Annotated in this window: 18 protein-coding genes; 10 read left to right on the top strand and 8 right to left on the bottom strand. The window is 49.4% G+C overall.

Going from position 1 to position 17,549, the window contains the following annotated elements:
* Window positions 1-57: 57 nt before the first annotated feature.
* Complete coding sequence (locus JZI27_RS17140) at window positions 58-873, bottom strand: endonuclease/exonuclease/phosphatase family protein (protein ID WP_251244717.1); 816 nt, start codon at window positions 871-873, stop codon at window positions 58-60.
* A gap of 275 nt (window positions 874-1,148) precedes the next feature.
* On the opposite strand from JZI27_RS17140, the gene refZ reads away from it, so the two are divergent.
* The 3 genes from refZ to JZI27_RS17125 are packed head-to-tail and all read left to right on the top strand — an operon-like array spanning window position 1,149 to window position 4,504.
* The gene (gene refZ, locus JZI27_RS17135; RefSeq protein ID WP_122910614.1) at window positions 1,149-1,757 is read left to right on the top strand and encodes a forespore capture DNA-binding protein RefZ; all 609 of its coding nucleotides are present in this window, start codon (window positions 1,149-1,151) and stop codon (window positions 1,755-1,757) included.
* A 43-nt stretch (window positions 1,758-1,800) separates the two neighbouring features.
* Window positions 1,801-4,293 carry a septation ring formation regulator EzrA gene (locus JZI27_RS17130; RefSeq protein ID WP_122910615.1) on the top strand — a complete coding sequence of 831 codons (2,493 nt, stop codon included), beginning with the start codon at window positions 1,801-1,803 and terminating at the stop codon, window positions 4,291-4,293.
* 7 nt (window positions 4,294-4,300) lie between these two features.
* A complete protein-coding gene (locus JZI27_RS17125; RefSeq protein ID WP_280208419.1) occupies window positions 4,301-4,504 on the top strand; it encodes a hypothetical protein in 204 nt (67 codons plus the stop codon).
* Window positions 4,505-4,822: 318 nt separating this feature from the next.
* Here the strand turns inward: JZI27_RS17125 and JZI27_RS17120 are convergent, their stop codons facing one another.
* Together JZI27_RS17120 and JZI27_RS17115 are read right to left on the bottom strand one after the other, a co-directional pair.
* On the bottom strand, window positions 4,823-6,112 hold the full coding sequence (locus JZI27_RS17120; RefSeq protein WP_280208416.1) for a BaiN/RdsA family NAD(P)/FAD-dependent oxidoreductase: 1,290 nt from the start codon (window positions 6,110-6,112) through the stop codon (window positions 4,823-4,825).
* Between the two features lie 90 nt (window positions 6,113-6,202).
* Window positions 6,203-7,030, bottom strand: a complete 828-nt coding sequence (locus tag JZI27_RS17115) for a GNAT family N-acetyltransferase (RefSeq protein WP_280208415.1) — start codon at window positions 7,028-7,030, stop codon at window positions 6,203-6,205.
* 147 nt (window positions 7,031-7,177) lie between these two features.
* Between JZI27_RS17115 and JZI27_RS17110 the strand changes: the two genes are divergently transcribed.
* Window positions 7,178-7,687: a hypothetical protein gene (locus JZI27_RS17110; RefSeq protein ID WP_122910619.1), complete on the top strand. Its 510-nt coding sequence runs from the start codon at window positions 7,178-7,180 to the stop codon at window positions 7,685-7,687.
* Window positions 7,688-7,740: 53 nt separating this feature from the next.
* On the opposite strand, the gene JZI27_RS17105 is transcribed toward JZI27_RS17110, so the two are convergent.
* The 3 genes from JZI27_RS17105 to JZI27_RS17095 form a co-directional block, all read right to left on the bottom strand.
* Complete coding sequence (locus JZI27_RS17105; protein ID WP_280208414.1) at window positions 7,741-8,994, bottom strand: HD domain-containing phosphohydrolase; 1,254 nt, start codon at window positions 8,992-8,994, stop codon at window positions 7,741-7,743.
* 274 nt (window positions 8,995-9,268) lie between these two features.
* On the bottom strand, window positions 9,269-9,409 hold the full coding sequence (locus tag JZI27_RS17100) for a hypothetical protein (RefSeq protein ID WP_183185204.1): 141 nt from the start codon (window positions 9,407-9,409) through the stop codon (window positions 9,269-9,271).
* A 16-nt stretch (window positions 9,410-9,425) separates the two neighbouring features.
* Window positions 9,426-10,679 (bottom strand): MFS transporter, encoded by a 1,254-nt coding sequence (locus JZI27_RS17095; protein WP_251244722.1) that lies wholly within the window; start codon window positions 10,677-10,679, stop codon window positions 9,426-9,428.
* Window positions 10,680-10,992: 313 nt separating this feature from the next.
* Between JZI27_RS17095 and JZI27_RS17090 the strand changes: the two genes are divergently transcribed.
* The 6 genes from JZI27_RS17090 (at window position 10,993) to menC (ending at window position 15,330) form a co-directional block, all read left to right on the top strand.
* On the top strand, window positions 10,993-11,217 hold the full coding sequence (locus tag JZI27_RS17090; protein ID WP_280208413.1) for a hypothetical protein: 225 nt from the start codon (window positions 10,993-10,995) through the stop codon (window positions 11,215-11,217).
* A 137-nt stretch (window positions 11,218-11,354) separates the two neighbouring features.
* Complete coding sequence (locus JZI27_RS17085; RefSeq protein WP_280208412.1) at window positions 11,355-11,666, top strand: YtrH family sporulation protein; 312 nt, start codon at window positions 11,355-11,357, stop codon at window positions 11,664-11,666.
* Complete coding sequence (locus JZI27_RS17080) at window positions 11,663-12,232, top strand: sporulation membrane protein YtrI (RefSeq protein ID WP_251244724.1); 570 nt, start codon at window positions 11,663-11,665, stop codon at window positions 12,230-12,232. The genes JZI27_RS17085 and JZI27_RS17080 overlap by 4 nt, the downstream gene beginning before the upstream one ends.
* A gap of 14 nt (window positions 12,233-12,246) precedes the next feature.
* The gene (locus JZI27_RS17075; protein WP_122910625.1) at window positions 12,247-13,023 is read left to right on the top strand and encodes a sporulation protein; all 777 of its coding nucleotides are present in this window, start codon (window positions 12,247-12,249) and stop codon (window positions 13,021-13,023) included.
* Window positions 13,024-13,203: 180 nt separating this feature from the next.
* Window positions 13,204-13,980, top strand: coding sequence for a GTP-sensing pleiotropic transcriptional regulator CodY (codY, locus tag JZI27_RS17070; protein ID WP_122910626.1), 777 nt, complete (start codon window positions 13,204-13,206; stop codon window positions 13,978-13,980).
* Between the two features lie 237 nt (window positions 13,981-14,217).
* Window positions 14,218-15,330, top strand: a complete 1,113-nt coding sequence (menC, locus tag JZI27_RS17065) for an o-succinylbenzoate synthase (protein WP_251244726.1) — start codon at window positions 14,218-14,220, stop codon at window positions 15,328-15,330.
* A 69-nt stretch (window positions 15,331-15,399) separates the two neighbouring features.
* On the opposite strand, the gene JZI27_RS17060 is transcribed toward menC, so the two are convergent.
* Both JZI27_RS17060 and JZI27_RS17055 read right to left on the bottom strand, forming a co-directional pair.
* Window positions 15,400-16,719, bottom strand: coding sequence for an MFS transporter (locus JZI27_RS17060; RefSeq protein ID WP_122910628.1), 1,320 nt, complete (start codon window positions 16,717-16,719; stop codon window positions 15,400-15,402).
* Window positions 16,712-17,434, bottom strand: coding sequence for an ArsR/SmtB family transcription factor (locus JZI27_RS17055; RefSeq protein ID WP_122910629.1), 723 nt, complete (start codon window positions 17,432-17,434; stop codon window positions 16,712-16,714). The genes JZI27_RS17060 and JZI27_RS17055 overlap by 8 nt, the downstream gene beginning before the upstream one ends.
* Window positions 17,435-17,549 lie beyond the last annotated feature (115 nt).

The following is a 17,549-nucleotide window of genomic DNA, read 5'->3' as shown; positions in this document are numbered from 1 at the left end:
TCTCGGAGCGCTTCTCTACCCTGGATCTAGGGTGAAAGAGCGCTCCTCTTTTGCGTTTTATTCCTGCATAGCCAGCGCATTCGGTTTAATCTTCATCCAAAGAGGGAAATGATCGGATGGGCCGATCGCTGGAGCGGCAGCTTCCACAAACAGTAAATTCGGAGAGAGCAAGATCCGGTCCACTTCTTTGAAGGAATGCTTGCCTTTCAACGTGATGAGCCTCTGCTCCTGCCGATGCAGCGGGTCATCGTACACCGTGCGCAGAGAATCTAGCAGGGGATCGTTTGGCAGTATATTGAAATCCCCAAGCAGGATTCCTGTATTCTCTGAGTTTTCTTGCAAATGGGAATGCAAAAATGCGATTTGTTCGGGATGTTCGGACTTATGTACGCCCAGATGCGTCACATAGACATGTAAGGGCGTGCCATTCCAGTCCAGTGTCACGTCAAGCAGGGAGCGGGGTTCCCAGGAACCGGGCAGTGATAGAACTTCGGCATGGAGGATCGGATGCCTGCTCAGCAGGGCGTTGCCGTAGGTGCCGATTACCAGCGAGAGCGATGGAGCGTATACGTAGTTCATCTCCAAGCTACCTGCAATGGACGCCACCTGGTCGACAAACCGGGAGCGGGGAAGACGGTAGTCTACCTCTTGCAGTGCAATGACATCCGCATTCAATTCTGCAAGGACAGATGCAACAAGCGATGGGTCAGCAATACCATCATCATCTCTGCAGCCGCGAATGTTGTACGTAACGATCGTCATGGCAGAATCGTCTTTACTCTGCGAATAAACAGAGGAAGGAACCGCATGATAAATCGTCACATCTGTAGGAGAGAAGACGAGCAGGGTGAGGCACAAGGTAAGTCGTCGCATCCATTTGGTTCGTATGGTCTCCACATCCCTAGTTTTTTATGAGTAAAAATATTCTGTCAAAATACAACCCACTGAAGCAGGCGTGGATATTGGTTTTTTTATCATAGCAAGGAAAGTAGCAGGAGGAATACTGGAAAACATTGTCGAACATAGAACGAGACTATCTTTTTTCGTCGAATGCTTTGTAAAATAGATGAAGGTAGATGGGAACGATACCTGACATGCTGAAGGCATCTCAACATTTGAGAGAGCCGAGCAGGAGGGAAAGATCGGCAATGGATCAAACCAAAATGCGAATTTTGTCAGCGGCGGCCAAGCTGTTTGACATATATGGCTATAAAGGTACTTCCGTCCGCAAGATTGCCGAAGAGGCACAAGTGAATGTCGCCCTGATCTCCTATCATTTTCAGGGGAAGCAGGGCGTTTTGGAAACCCTGATGGCTTCTTACTTTGAGACCTTGTTTCGTTTGGTCGAAGAGCAGGAGGCTGCTTATTCGCATGTACCTGCGAGGCAAAGACTGGAGCAGGTAGTCGGTCTGTACGTGCAGTTCCACTGCGAGCATGCTTCTATTACTCGGCTGATTCAACGTGAATTGAGCGTAGAGTCGATGCTCGCCAGGGAAGTCATGACCCTTTATATGAGCCGCTACAAGCACGGCCTTGCGAAGGTGATCGAAAGCGGCATGAATACGGGTGATTTTCAGACGGTTTCGGTCGATCGCATCGTTTTGGCGATTACCAGTCACATCGTCTATCCTTTTTTGCACCCGCAAATGGTTAGACAAGTTTACGAATTGGAGCCGGCATCGGAGGATTTTGCCCGATGGCTGCATCGCTCGATCATGGAGTATCTGCGTGTGAATCTCCAATCTGATACCGAGTAGCACCCTCTCCCATGAATCTATACGCTAAGGGGTTGTATGTGAAGTGAAACGAAAACTATTCATGCTCTGTCTGGCAGGCATGTTACTATACACAAATCCAGTATTTGCAACACCATTCCCGGAAAAAACGGATCAAGTCGTACAGGATCAAGACCAATACCTCAAAAGTGAGAATACAGCGAATTTCATAGAGGCACTAAAGGATATGCCAGGTGAGTACAAGGTTGTCGTAGTGGAAAGCACATCTCCGGAAGCAGACAGTCCGGATGTCTATGCTCAAAAGCTCTACGACAATTTCAATCTTCCTGACAATGCCATGATGATTGTGCTCAATATGGATACAGAGGAGCTCGGCGTTTTTGCAGGGCTCGAATTTCAGCAAAAAGGTGCCACAATGGAGCTGATTCATGACAAAATCGCTTCCTATTTTGTGCCATTTCGCAACCAAAAGCAGTATCTGAACGGAATTCAAACCTTTATTCTCGAATTGAACATGGAATTGGAGCGGCAGCAAAACAAACCGATGCAGCCCGCCCAGGCAGCAACGGACCAGCCAGAAGGTGCGCAAGAAGAGGAAGCATCGTCATCATCGCTTCTCAGTGGGATCCCTTGGTGGATTTATTTGATCGGCGTCGTGTTTGCTGGGCTGTCAATCGCTTTAGTCTATGCGATGATTCGTCGCCGCTCTATCTTTGCCCAGGTGGATGATGTAGAGGATTGGAAGGACGAATTGGTTGAAAAAATCCACGTCATCGAAGTTGAAAAGCCGCTTCGTCGTTCCAGCGGCATGACAGAGGTTCGCTACCATCAGCTTGCTGACAAAAAAGAAAACCTCCTGCGCATTCGTGTTCCGGATATCGAAATGATGATTCTAGATGCGGAGGAAGCGTGTGATCGCTTCCGCTTTGCGCTCGCTTTGGGCATGCTGGAAGAAGCGCGAGAGGCCCTGACGCTAATCGAGCAAGAGCTCGCAGAATTGAAGGAAGACACCACCAAGGTAGCTGTCACGAAGCAAGAAACCAAGGTCGTCGTTCCCGAGATTGGCAAACTCGTGGAACAAGTAGAAAGACGCTTGTCTGATATGCGTCTGGATTACGGCCTTTCTTTTCATGAATTAAAAGCTACCCTCGATGAGGTAGAAACGATGCGCAGCCTGGTGAAAACCGCTCGTGCAGCAGGCGATGATGTCCATGCTTACGAGACGACCATCAAGGCGCAAAAAATCCTCGAAGGCATGGTTCAATCGCTGGAGCAGGTCCCGGCGATGGTAGACCGCGTCAAAAAGGAATTGCCAAGGGAGTTCAAGCAGCTAGAAGAGGGGATCGACCAGGCGACTCAGGATGGCTTTGACGTGAATATGGACGGCTTGGACAATGCCATGATGCAGGCCAAACAGCTTCTCAGCGCAGCCAACAGCGCGTTGGAGGAAGGCAATCTGCAAACAGTAAACACGCATGTTAAGGCATTCGAAGTACTGATCGAAACCACATATCAAGGCTTGGAAGAGGCCGTTATCGCCAAGAAGCAAGCAGCCGCTGCTTCTGCCGCTTTGGTAAAGGAACAGGAAAAAGCCAAAGCAAAAGAAGAGATTGCTGCAAAGGCAGAAGATATCACATTCCCGACAGCCGCACCCGTTATCGAGGAAGTGTACACACCGGTTCCTGCCGTGGAGCACCCTGTACAGCCAGTAGTAGAGGAACAGATCGGCACCGTTGCGCCTGTTGCTTCCGTGATTGCACCAGCAGCTGAGCAGATTGAGGAACGGATAGAGGAGCTTCTTTTACCTGAACGTGAGACTTTTCGTGAAGTCGAATTCACCGAACCACAGCCGGTTCAGGAGCCAGAACGCTACGAGGAGTCGATCAGCCAGGCGGAGCGTGAAGTGCTCTTTGCTGCGAAGCCGAATTCTGCTCCACAAGCGTCCGGAGTTACCGAACAGGAAACCGCGTATGCTGCGGAAGAGCAGGATGGCGAGGAAGAAGAGTACGAGCTGGTGATTCCCAAACAACCCCAGGATTTCGACGAGGAGGAAGTGGAGGAGCAAAACCAGCTTGTCATCGAGACGGAGGATGATGCCTTAGATGAATTGGAGCGCATCTCCAACACGCTGATTCGACTTCGTCAGCAGATCAAGCGAAGCTATTTGCCGGGCTTGCCGGAGCATTTGAAGTACATGTTTGAAGAGGTGGTCCAAACCTTGGCCCACGTCAAAGCGATCATGGAGCAATATCGCTACGACCTGGAAGAGGTGGCGATTTTGCTACAGGATGCGAGTGATCAGCTGGAAGAGACGGAACGTGTTACAGAGCGGGTCATCTCTACTTGTCAATTAGCGGAGGGAGCCATTCAGTACACGAACCGGTACCGCCGTCAGAATCGCCAGGTAAACGAACTGCTGATCAAAGCCGAGCAGTCGTTTAGGCAGCTTGCTTTTGCAGAAGCGTATCAATTGGCGGAGGATGCCCGTCTGGTGGTAGAAGGAGCGCCACCAGAGCCGGAATCGGGATGGTTATTGCGACGCAAGAAAAAGGGGTGAGCTGGACATGCTTTATCCACTCTTTCTGCTAGCGGCGGGCATACTGGTGATGATACAGCCGCGAACCAAGCGCTGGCAGACGCGCATGCACGCTCATTTCAAAGGCAATGAACAAAGGATCAAACAACGGGCAAACACGTTCTTTTTGCTTGGTTTTGCGTTCATTATGGCTGGGTTGGCGTATTTGTATCGATTTGCTGTTTCTTCTTAGGAAATCCCTCTCCCGTGCTTTGTCCACGTTCAGAGACAGGTTTTTTCGCGACGACTTTCAAAACATCCGTGACGATTCGTCTGTTCACGGGTGTTTTTTGTATTTTCGTCGCGCTTTTGCAAAAAAAAAAGAAGCGCCGTCATAAGACGCCGCTCCAGATTAGAAAAGATAAAGGGAGTAGAGGTGTCACGATCAGCCCAGACCTGCTCGAATGACAGACGGTATGATCACTCTTTTCGGGAAAAGAGTACCTGTCTACTAGACTTCCCATGTTTTCCGGATGATAAACTTCTTTTTTACATTCGGGAGAAATGAAGGCTATACAGTCAGCTCTCTAGCCAGCATCGCGCTGTTTGTTCCCGCTACATATCCGGATGAAAAAGCGATGGTAATATTGTAGCCTCCAGTGTGGGCGTGTACGTCCATGACCTCGCCAGCAAAAAACAATCCTTCCATGCATTTGGATTGCATCGTGCGCGGATCGATTTCTTTGACACTGACTCCGCCTCCCGTAATGAAGGCTTCTTCGAGGGACAAAGTGCCTGTAATGGTCAAAGGCAATGCCTTCACGCTCTTGGCAAAGGAAGCCCAGTCCTGCTTTCGCATATGGCTCCATGTCGTATCTTCCGAAATAGAGGATAGGGAGAGCAGCAAGGGAATGATCCGTTCGGGCAAGAAGCCTTTGAGCACGTTTTTGACTGCCTTTTTGGGCTGTTCCTCCAGGAGGCGCCAACTCTGAGAGGAAATCTCCTCAGCGGTTTTTTCTGGCATCAGGTCGATGGTGAGGGCAAGAGGAACACCGCCGAATTTGCGCTGGGAAATGGATACGTAGTGCCCCATGCGAAGAGAGGCTGGACCAGATATCCCGAAATGGGTAAAGATCATGTCGCCTTCCTGCGTGTTCACTTTTTTTCCGTTGGGCGCGTAAAGGGTCATCTCGATGTCGCGTAAAGAAAGTCCCTGCAATGATTTGTCGCGAATATACGAATCGTTGGCAAGTAAAGGCACCTCGGTCGGGTACAATTCCGTAATCGTATGCCCAGCCTCCCTGGCCCAGGTGTAGCCGTCACCCGTAGAGCCAGTCTGGGGAACGGAGCAGCCGCCGACGGCGATGATCACACAGGGGGCAGATAGTGTTTCGCCTGATTGGAGGGCAATTCCGGTTGTCTTTCCCTCCGCGTACAGAACGTTTTTAACAGGGGATTGCAGGCGAATGGCAACGCCCTGTCTTTTGATCCGGTCGATCAGGGCTTGGGCAACTGTAACAGCCTTGTCCGTCACGGGGAACATGCGGCCGCGATCCTCTTCCTTTAAGGCAACGCCCAAGTCTTCAAAGAATTGGATGATCTCCCGGTTGCCAAACTGGGAAAGCGCACTGTACATAAAGCGTCCGTTGCCGGGCATTTGCTTGATCAGCTCATCCTGCTCCTTGGCATTGGTCACATTGCACCGCCCACCACCGGAGATGATCAGCTTGCGGCCCAGCTTGGCCCCTTTTTCTACCAGGCAGACCCGAGCGCCTTCGCGGGATGCCGCCATTGCAGCCATCAGACCGGACGGACCACCGCCGATGATGATGACATCGTAATCGTATTTGGATGGATTCATAGTCAACTCGTCCTTTGTCGTATAAGGTAGTGCATAGCTCATTGTACCACAATGGGCGAGTCATTACGCTGGATCCGAGCTTGGGGGCTGTTACGCTTGGCCAAGAAGTTCGGAGAGTGGTCGATTTTCCAAAACATAGTACACCACATCCTCCGATCGGATCAGGTGAGTGACAGTATAGCCCTGAGCAAAATAGCTTTGAAACAGCGAGCGAGTCTTGTCGCGCCAGGCTGCTGCAATACTCATGTCGGCTCGCTTTACCGCTTGGAAATGGGCGGGAACAGGCAGCAACAGGACAGGCTCCTGCCGATCCAGCTCCATCTGCTCTGGGCTTGTCACGCCTTCTTTCATCGCGAAGTGCAGGATGTGAGGCGCACCCTCTGTCATGGGGACTGCTGTCTCTCCAGTGCGATACCCGTCTACGCGTTTGCTGTCAATATACCAATCGACGAGAAAACGGTCAGTCGGCAGGCCGCGATTGAAATCGTCGTCCAACGGCCCATAGCAGTTGGGGTAATAGGAGCGAACGACGCCTCCGAGCTTTACGAGATTCAGAAATCCGTTCACAGTCTCCAGAGGATCATAGGTCCAGGTTATTTTGGTGTGTCCACGGCGCAATGCTTCTTCCTGCTGGAGCCATTTCATTTTTACGCCCAGACCCTGCTTCCGATAGGCAGGCAAAAACCCCATCATATGGGAGCACAGATGGGACTCGCCGTTGGTGAAACCAGGAAAGCTGTACAAGAAGCCGATCATGTCCTCATTGTCATAGGCGCCGATAAACAGACCGCCAAATTTGGCGATCGTCAGCGTCATATGGTGCGGAATCGCCGAGTCTTCGCTCCATACAGCTGCCTCTAAAGGGACAAGCTGCTCTAATTCCTCTGGTGTAGTCAAAATTCGAAACGTGATGCTCATGTCTGGTAAACCTCCCACTCCATTTTGCTACCTAGATCATTCGTGGAAAAAGCGTGAAATCCTGCCATCTGGCAGTTGCATCCATCCGTTCCCTCCATGATAATAGAGGACATGAGACTGCTTTGAATGAAAAAAGGAGGTGGCATCATGAACGCGGTCATCTTATATACACGGCGAATCGAAGAAGCCACATCTTTTGAATTTAATGTGTTTGACAACCAGTTTGCTACAGAAAATTTGGCTGTGCGCAAAGTGATGATGGCGATGCTGGAATCCGTTCATCCTTACCTGACTCAACTGGAGATCGAATACAACGACAGCATGCTGGTCGAAAAGCTCGGTGCGCGTCGAGCCGGTGAATTGCTTCGATTGCTGGGAAGTACAAAAGAAAACACCCGTGAACATCGCAGCAACGATATTGTTGTCAGCCGTTCCTTTCACAGTGAGATGTCAGAAGAGAAGTATCAGTATTTCTATCACATGAAAGATATCGCGGAGCTTCCGCATTACCGCCTAAAAGAAGGAAACGAAGATCGCATTGTTTTCTACTTCACGCGTTATCTTCAATTGATTGCACCAGATCAACAGGTAGCAGCTACGTTTTTAAACAAGCTGTCTTCATTTTCCCTGCCTTACAAGCTGGTTGCCATTGAATGAAAAAAGCCATTTTGCTCGAGATTGCGGAGCGAAATGGCTTTTTTTCTTTAGGGCTAACCACGTATGGGCTGCTGGGTGTAGACGACTTCCGTATCATCGACAATGGGCTGTAGAAGCTCATTGGCTCGTGAGATATGGTGAGCATGGCGATACGTTTCTTCAGAGACGCTTTGAAAGAAGGCATCGACAACCTTGGGACAAAATTGTGTTCCAGCGTTCTGGATGATCTCGTCACAAGCGGTGGAAAAAGAAAGACCTCTGCGATATGCTCGGGAGGAAGTCATGGCGTCAAAGGAATCTGCGACGGCTGCTACGCGTGCCATAATCGGGATTTGTTCTTCCTTCAGCTGGTCAGGATAGCCCGTGCCATCAAAGCGCTCATGGTGGTGACGTGTAATCATCAGAATGTGATGGATATGTGCGATATCCTTGCTGGCTGTATGGGCGTAAAGCTTGCGGAGCAAGGCCTCACCGCGAACTGGATGGGATTTGATGACTTCGATCTCATCCTCGGTCAGTCGCCCCGGTTTGAGCAGGATACTGTCTTCGATTCCGATCTTGCCGATATCATGCAAAAGACCACCTGTGTACATGATATCCAGTGTATTCTCGTCCAGGCCCATGCTTTTGCCGATGACACGCATGTAGTAGGCAACTCGCTGGGAATGGCCGGAAGTGTAGGCGTCACGTTCTTCCAGAGCAACTGCCAGGGTTTTCAGGATGCTTTGGTTTACTTCGGCCAATTGGACGCTGCGAAGTTTGGAGGAAACAAATGCTTTCTCTTTTCGATAAGTGCGGTAAAACAGGATGGCAGTAATCAAATAACTGACAGAGACAAGCATGATTAAAAACGATTTTACCTGGCTTAATTGTTCATAAAAGCTGGACTCGTCCGATACAAGGGTGATGTACCAGTCCCATTGGGGAAAATATTTTACCGAGGCAATTTTATTAACCTGTTGGGAGGTATCGGGTTCACTCCAGGTGTAGGTGACAACCCGGTTGCCTTCAAAGAGTACTTTTTTTGCGAAGTTATTTCCTTGAAAATTGCCTATATTAAATATGTTCTGTCCCTCTTTGGAAGGGTGGATGACGAGTATCCCTTGTGAATTAAAGACAAATAGCTCGTTACCTTCGACAAGCGTTAGATTTGCTTGTGAAATGTCCAATGTGCCATCCGTTTGTTTTGGAGTACTCAACAGCTTTCTGATCCGCTTTTCAGCTTCAGTAAAACTATGTATTCCTGTCTTAACCTGTTCGTTATGCATATTCATGATTTGAATGACATTGTTTAATTGTCTGTCCATTGCAGCGATCCCTGATTGGTAGTAAACCATCTTGGATTGTGAATACCCTAGAAAAACGACCACTGTAAACAAGATAGGCAAAAACACAAGGAAGAGGGAAAAAAAATTAGATTTGGTCGTCCATTTTAGTGGCAAGGTCCTACGTCCCTTCCGTTTATTGGTAGGTATTCCGTCTCATCATAATAGGACATAATGGCAGAACCTTCAAGAAAAGACCGAAGTTTGTCGAAAAATAGGAGGGAGCTGAATCAGACAACCCCCTCCTGAAAAGCGATTATGTGGAAGGTCGATTGGGTCCTTCCAGTTTTTTATCTCCATAGCCGGGGGCGTCATTGTGCACAGAGTCTGGCTGCTGATTTGCCTCTTCGTGTTGTCGGTTTTGCGAGGATGTGTTGCTTCGATCCGTTTTCCTCATACCCATCTCCTTTCACCTATACGGCACCTTCTCTACGTCCAGGTCCTGCTTTCGGACGAGAGGGCGGTGCTCCTTTTTTATGTCGTGCCGTTGCATAAATCGCGAACAGACCGAGTATGGCAACCAAAAAGAGAGTGGCGATGCCATACGCGATCCAAGGACTGGCACTCGTCATCCCTCCGAGACGCTCTACCAGCGTCCCGCCAATGCTTGTTCCGAGAGCAGTACCAATCCCTGAGACAAAATTGGAGAAGCCAAAATAGGAGCCTAGCCACTTTTCCTGGGCGAAATAGCCCACGAGGCTGTCCTGGACGGGCATGAACAGCATTTCCCCCAGGATGAAGAGTAACGCTGCTCCACTCAGGGTGACAAAGTGGTTGGCCCACCCGAGTACCGTCAATCCGACTCCAAGCATCAAAGTACCGATCGTAAGCGAGAGATAGGGACTGACGCGCTGGAGCACGAAGCGGGAGACGACACCCTGGAACAGGACTACGCTCACAGAATTAATGGTCCAGATCAACCCGATCATGGTGGCCGAATGTAAGACGGCCTCTCCGCGCAGCGGCAAAATTAATGTGAATTGCGCGTACAATGCCCAGATCAAGAGCATGATCCCGGAAAACAGCATAAAGCTCCGGTGTGTGAGGATGTGCTTGTACTCCATCATTGGAGTGTTTGGACGGTCTGTGACCCTGGATCGGTCGGCGGGCAAGCTGATGCGGGTCAGAATCGCCAGTACTGCAAACACGAGGGCGGAGAGCAGAAAAGGCTGCTTCCCCAAGGAGGTTAGCCAGGTGATGAGCAGTCCTGCTACGATGATGCCGCTGTGGGCGAAAATACCGCGCCAGGAGAACGCAGCTGTCCGATGATCCGCATGCACTTGGTTGGTAATCATCGTTTTGATGGTTGGAGCTAACAGTCCGACTCCGAGTCCATTGACAGATGAAAACAGCAGAAACCAACCAAATGAATGAGAGTAATGGTAACCTGCCATTGCACTTCCCTGCAGAATGGCTCCTGCCATCATGACAAAACGTCGACCAAAGCGGTCAGGCAATGGTCCTCCTAAAAGACTCCCCACCTGATAAGCAATACTGCCTGCTCCAAGAATCAAGCCTACCTGTGATAGCGAAAGCGAGCGCGCCTTTTGCAGAAATACAGGGAAGACTGGAACGATCAGATAAGCAGCAAGATGCATGAAAAACACAAGGATCAGCAGCATCATATACCGTTTGTTGCGCCATAGCGCACTTTTCGAGGCTTCCATAATCGCCTCCTTTTTTCTTCGTTCTCCTAGGTAGTATGAGTGGAACAGGAGCGACTCTATGCACTCAACTTGGGCAAGCGCGGAAAATCACCCGTCACAGGCAAAGGTACAATCCAACAGATGCCATGCGTCATATACCTATAAGGAAGGGCGCTGTGGGCGGAGAGCCAGGTGCGAGGATCGCCATTTTGCGAAGGGGGGACGAACGTGAAAGGTTTTGGTTTTTTTAACCAGGATGGCTTTGAAGTGGTGATCTGGATTCTCGTGATCATCTTTCTCCTCTCCATATTTTTTGACGAAGGGATAGATTAAGATGAGAGGCAACCGACCAGTTCGTCGCTTGAATGAACACTACAAATCCAATCAGGGCTTCAAGGCTTGGGTAAAGGCAAATGAGCAATGGTTTAAAGAGAATCCGGAAGTATTCCAACAGCTTTTGAGCAATCCCAATATGATCAATCTTTTTATGGATCTGATGGTGATGAACTCTTCACGCATTCAAAAAAAACTGCGCAAAGCGGGGCGAAAACCACGCTAGCAGAGAACGGCATGCAAATCAAACAGGCATGCCGTTTCTTTGTCTATCGAGCCAATGCGTTTGGGCATTTCATCATATTTGCCAGACAAGCTGCGTACTGATAAGAATACGCAGCCTGTCGGGGGGATGAATACGGGATGGCGCAGGTCATACTGACATTTTTTGTGGCATATGGCATTGTCGTGGGGGGGGCTCTTTCAGGGGGACTAGGTGCTTTCTTGACAGACAAGCCGCCACTGCTGTCGATGGTTCAACTGGCCGATCAGTTGAAAATCTGGGGGATTGTAGGCGCATTGGGTGGAACCTTTGATTCATTCTTGCAGATTGAAAAAATTCTGATGGGCAATTTTTCACCCGTGATCAAGCAGATGGTCATGATTGTCGTCGCCTTTTGGGGAGCGCATATCGGCACGATCTGCGTACAATGGCTCGTGCAGGTGCGTTCATGAGCGACAAGCCTTGGAAGCGATACGTTGCGCTTTTCATGATCGGCAGCATGATCGGTGGTGCAGCGATCTTGTTCGTCTATGGCAAAGAGATGGAAGAGATGATGCTTTTGTCCAAAAGCCTGGAGATGCAAAATAAAAAGCTGTATGAAGAAAACCAGTCTTTGAAGCAAAGCCAGCGCGTCTCTCGCAAGAAGCAGGAGACGGTAATCGAGGAGATTCGAGTGACCATCATGGATTCTACACTACACCCGACGATTGAGGTGCAGGTAGTCGAGCAGATGGAAAAGGACCTGATCTCCTTGAAAGGAAAAAAAATCGAGCAGGTGGCAGAAGTGCATCAGGTGCTGCACGAGATGCTGCGCCGGCGTGAATACGTCTTGACGGATGGTTCGATGACCGAAGTGCGAATCAAGACAGTCGTGATCAGTCGCACCCTTCATTTATTTGTGACGGCAGAAGTGAAAAAGGAGGATGTCTTGAAAAAGGTCGCGCGAAACTTTCTTTTTATAAACTCGTATTATCAATCAGAACAAACAAATGAGCATTATGGTCAAGGGTCACCGTAAAGGAGAGGTTTCGCGTGACGATATTTAAAAAACTGCTGGCCAGCGTCGGGATCGGTTCCGCTAGAGTCGATGCCCGCTTGACGCAGGATTCCCTTGTTCCCGGTGATCATGTTACCGGAGAGATTCATTTGACAGGGGGAGAAGTGGCGCAGGACATTGATGAGATTTACATGTATGTCATTACACATTATGAACGGGAAGACAATCATAAAAAAATGAAAGTGGAGTGTACGCTGGCCAAACATCGACTGACGGAGAAAATTTCGCTCCAGCCAGAAGAGAGACTGGTCTTGCCATTTTCCTTTCCTTTACCTTATCAGACGCCACTCACCATGGGACGTCAGCCTGTCTATATGCGGACTGGCTTGGATATCAAACTGGCGATTGATCCGGGTGACTCCGACTTTATCGACGTACGCCCACATCCTTATATGGAAAAAGTACTGGATGCCATTCAATCCATCGGTTTTCAGCTCTATAAAGTAGATTGTGAATACAATCCCTATTTGGGTGGAAGCTATCCTTTCGTTCAAGCTTTTGAATTCCGACCGATCGGACCCCTGCGCAGCCGAGTCGAGGAGTTGGATGTATTCTTCTTCCTTCGGGGTGGCGGGCTAGATTTGTACCTGGAATTGGACAGACGAGCACGTGGCTTTTTAGGTAAAACAGATGAAGCGTTCGATCTGGACGAGCGCTATATCCGTCTTCATCTGTCCGAAGAGGAATTGAAGAAATCGATGAGTGAAGTTGCTCACCTTCTCGAAAATGCCATGCTCACGCAAATGAAATAAATGCATACACAATAGAAAGCCGTCTGATTCTTCTCGATCAGGCGGTTTTCTATTGTGAAAAACTTAGCGGTTACGCTCGTTTTTGCATGAAGTCTCTTTCTAATGTTTTGACTTGCATGTATAGACCTGGATTTTTCTGACAATACTGTGAGCATAAGAATCCAAGGAGGAAATAGATCGATGAATTTATTGGAAAAAACGAGAAAGATTAATCTAATGCTGCAAAAAACGATGGGAGGAAGCGGTGTCGGCTATCAGGATCTGGCACGTCTGCTCTCCGAGGTCATTGCTGCCAATGTATACATCGTGACAGCAGATGGAACGGTGCTGGGGAATGGACTTCATCAGGAGATTCTCTTGAGTGAGGATGACCGTAAAACCAGTCAGCTCCCGTACGAAACCAATCTTAAACTGCTGGAAGTGAACCAGACTCTCGCAAATGAACCGATTCAGAGCCCATACAGTCTGGTTCCGCAAGAACTTCGCTCATTGTTCCCGCAAATGATGACGACAGTCGTTCCGATTAGCGCAGGTGGAAGCCGCCTGGGAACACTTGTTCTTTTGCGCGCGGTGGGTCTGTTTGAAACAGAAGATCTGATTTTGGGTGAAATCGGCGCAACGGTGATCGGCATGAAAATTGTCCGTCAACGTACTGAGCAGATTGAAAATGAGGTTCGGGATAAAACCTTTGCCAAAATCGCGCTTTCTTCGCTGTCCTACAGTGAACAGATCGCAATCGAAAAAATCATGGAGCAGCTGGATGCCAAAGAAGGCTTGCTCGTAGCCAGCCAACTGGCCGATCAAGCAGGTCTGACACGTTCCGTCATCGTAAATGCGCTGCGCAAGCTCGCAAGTGCCGGTGTATTGGAATCCCGTTCTCTTGGCATGAAAGGGACGTATATCAAGGTCCTCAACGACAAATTCCCATCCGAATTGGCCAAATGGAAAACGTCTTAATTCCAGAAATCAGGTAGTACCACGGGCTCATCTCTACGTCTCGTTGCAGACGCAGGGATGGGCTTTTTGCGTAAGCCATTCTCGATGCACCAGCACGACCTTTCCTTACCATCGTATTGTGTTCACATCGGGTTAGAGGTACGATAAAAGTACTATTTTCTGATAACACTGAAATGGATGAATGTTTCAGCGTGAAAATGATGCATCGCCAAATTGGATAACGAGGAGTCGAGAGAGATGAATATCGAGCGCGTTGAGCTGCAGCATCTGCAAATGCCGCTGAAGTTCCGTTTTGAGACGAGCTTTGGAAGTACGACCCTGAAGGATTTCTTGCTGGTAAGCGTATATGGTGATGGTGAGGTAGGCTATGGCGAAAGTGTAGCCATGCCAGATCCTTTCTATAACGAGGAAACAACGGAGACGGTATGGTACATGCTGGAGAAGTTTTTAATTCCGCGTCTTTTGGCGAATCCGGTGGAAACTCCTGAAGAGGTGGCACGTCTATTTGCTCCAATTCGCCGCAACAACATGGCGAAATCCGCGCTTGAAGGAGCGGTTTGGGATCTCTCTTGCAAACAAAAAGGAATTTCTCTCGCCAAAGCCTTGGGTGGAAGCCGATCCGTGATCGATGTGGGCATCAGTATCGGGATTGAGCCTACAGTGGAAGAAGTGCTGGAAAAAGTAGGACAGTATCTGGACGAGGGGTACAAGAAGATCAAGGTGAAGATCAAGCCTGGCTTTGACGTTCAGTTGATTCGAGGCATTCGGGAGCGCTTTGGAGACCAGGTTCCGCTGATGGCCGATGCCAACTCCGCTTATACACTGGATCAGATCGATATTATGAAAGAGCTGGACCAGTACGGCCTGATCATGATCGAACAACCTCTCGCCCATGACGATATTATCGATCATGCCCAGCTTCAAGCGGTGCTCTCCACCCCAATCTGTCTGGACGAAAGCATTCATACTGTAGAGGATGCAAGAAAGGCCATCGAGCTGAAAAGCTGCGGCATCATCAACATCAAGATTGGCCGTGTCGGTGGCTTGACAGAAGCCAAGCGAATCCATGATCTTTGCCAGGCACAAAACATCCCTGTCTGGTGTGGAGGAATGGTCGAGTCAGGAGTGGGCCGTGCCCATAACGTAGCCATTACCTCCTTGCAGAACTTTACGATTCCTGGTGACACTGCGGCTGCCAGCCGATATTGGGACGAGGACATCGTCGAGCCGGGTATTGAGCTGATCGCGCCTGGACAATTGGCTGTGCCAGATGGTCCGGGGATTGGCTACAAGCTGAATCAACAGGCTGTAGGAAAGTACGTACTACGCTCCGCCAATTTCCGTCCATAATCGTGAAAAGGAAAAACGCACAGGCTGCAAGCGATCCGTTTGCTTGGTAGCCTGTGCGTTTTTATGTGCTCAAGAAGACAGAGGGGTAGATTCTTGGGAGATTGTCGTCACAGGAGTCGCCCAATTAGGATGCTGCTCAGCCTGGCGAAACGCACGGAATAGATACAAGCTCATTCCGACCAAGGCCAATGCTATTCCGCCTGCAAGCAACAACGTACCCGATGTAGCGAGTTTGTTTTCCAGTACAAACGAGCAGATCGCGTAGCTGACCGGCCCCAATCCAATCGACATCAGGGAGAGCAAGGACATCACTCGCCCCAGCTTATCGGAAGGAACGATGCTCTGAATATAGGTAATCAACGGAATATTGGTCAAGCTGAGGGTCATTCCCACAATGATCATAGAAGCAATTCCCATCGAGAGCTGCTGCATGAAAAAAATGGAGCTGGTCGCGGCTCCCATCACTCCAAGGAAGACGGGGAGGATCATGAATTTTCCGCGAAAGCCATTGCATAAACCGGTAATGATCCCTCCAAGAATGGTTCCGATTCCCATCGTCATTCCGAGTGTACTGTATGCGCTGCCGTCCCAGCCCAAATCTTTGACTAGAAGCGGCAGGCCCATATTGATTGGACCGGAGAACATCATGTTCATGATGAGTGAGGTGCCCAGAATGATCGCGAGGACCGGAACGGAGAACGAATAGCGAATCCCGGTCCAAATATCCTTCAAATAAGAACCAGAAGCTGCCTTTTCCGTTTCAGCCAGATTGTTGGTTTCTGCTTTGGACGTGTTCAGACGCAAAGTGAGCAGAAATACAGCGCCGGCAAAAAAAGAAACAGCGAGAATCGTGAACATCAGCGGATAGTTTTGCGATCGGATGAGAAACGCTGCAGCCAGAGGACCACATACCATGCTGATCTGCTGCGATATTTCCATCAGGCTATTGGCCGGAGCTAATTGTTCACGCTTTACCAGAAAAGGCAGAATGGAGCTTCGAGCTGGCCAGAAAAAGGCGTCCACGGTACCGAACAAAGCGGCAAGTACGTAAGCGGAGTAGGGCAGCCAGCTGCTTCCTTCACCGAGAAGCAACAGGCTGAATCCCACCAAAAGCAGGCCGCGTAACACCATGGAGATGGTCATGATCCACTTTCGGTTCCACCTGTCAGCTGCCACCCCTCCTGCCAGCATAAAGAGCAGACGTGGGATGGACATACAGATCAGGGTGGTGCCGAGCATCGCTTCCGATCCGGTGACATCGACGATAAACCAGGATAGGAGAATGAAAAAAGCGCCATCCGCTAGGGCAGACAGGACCGCACCGCACCAGAGCCGGACAAAGGAGCTGTTTTTCCAAAGGGCTTGTTTGTCTCCCTGACTACTAGTCATTACCTTGATCCCCTTTCTTCTTGCGGTGAATGACGACCTTATCCGTCAGGTACTTGAATTCGGATGGAGCATGCTCATATTCTTCGGGCAAGGATTCGTCTTCGGCTTCAAAGAATCGTTCGTTCGTCATGAAGCCGACCGTAACCAAGTAAAAATTTTCCTCTGTATCCTCAACTTCTCCAGCCTCGATTCGGGCGAGGTGCGTTCTTTCCAGCTGCCCCAGTTCATCCATGAGCGCCTGAAATTTTTTCAGCCATTGCTTGATCTCATGGCGTGGAGCCTTGATTTCCGAGCTGCACGCCATAGCAGGAGGGCGCTTATCCTGATCTGCAAACTGCAAGAAGGATTCCTCGGGTGCATTGTACAAACGGGTGATACTGCTTCGCAAATGGTTCAGCATCACTTCCTGCAGGAGCATCGTATCCTCCTGTATGGAGGGGAGCAGAGCGTCGCTGACTTTGAAATCATAGGCTTTGGCACGGAAAAACTTTTGCACGATACCATTCTTTTCTTCCGTCCGCACCACTTCGACGAATCCGTAATGCTCCAGTTCTTTGAGGTGATAATGCACTTTGGAGGGAGACAGAGACAGCAGCGTAGCCAACTGCTTGCCTGTATACTCTTCCTTGACCAGATGAGTGATCATCTCCATACGGAGGGAATCGCTGATCGCTTTTAATTGATCCAATGTCTCGAGAACAAGAAATCGTTTCAAAGGAACCTACCTCATTTCGGATGAACTGAACGATATTTTAAATTTTAAACGTTCAGATTTATTTGAACGTATTGTATCAATTGAATTGGCAGTTTAGCAAGAGCCACTTTTCTGT

The organism is Brevibacillus sp. AY1, assembly GCF_029870785.1.
GTDB lineage: Bacteria > Bacillota > Bacilli > Brevibacillales > Brevibacillaceae > Brevibacillus > Brevibacillus invocatus.
This window is presented reverse-complemented; position numbering and strand designations above follow the sequence as displayed.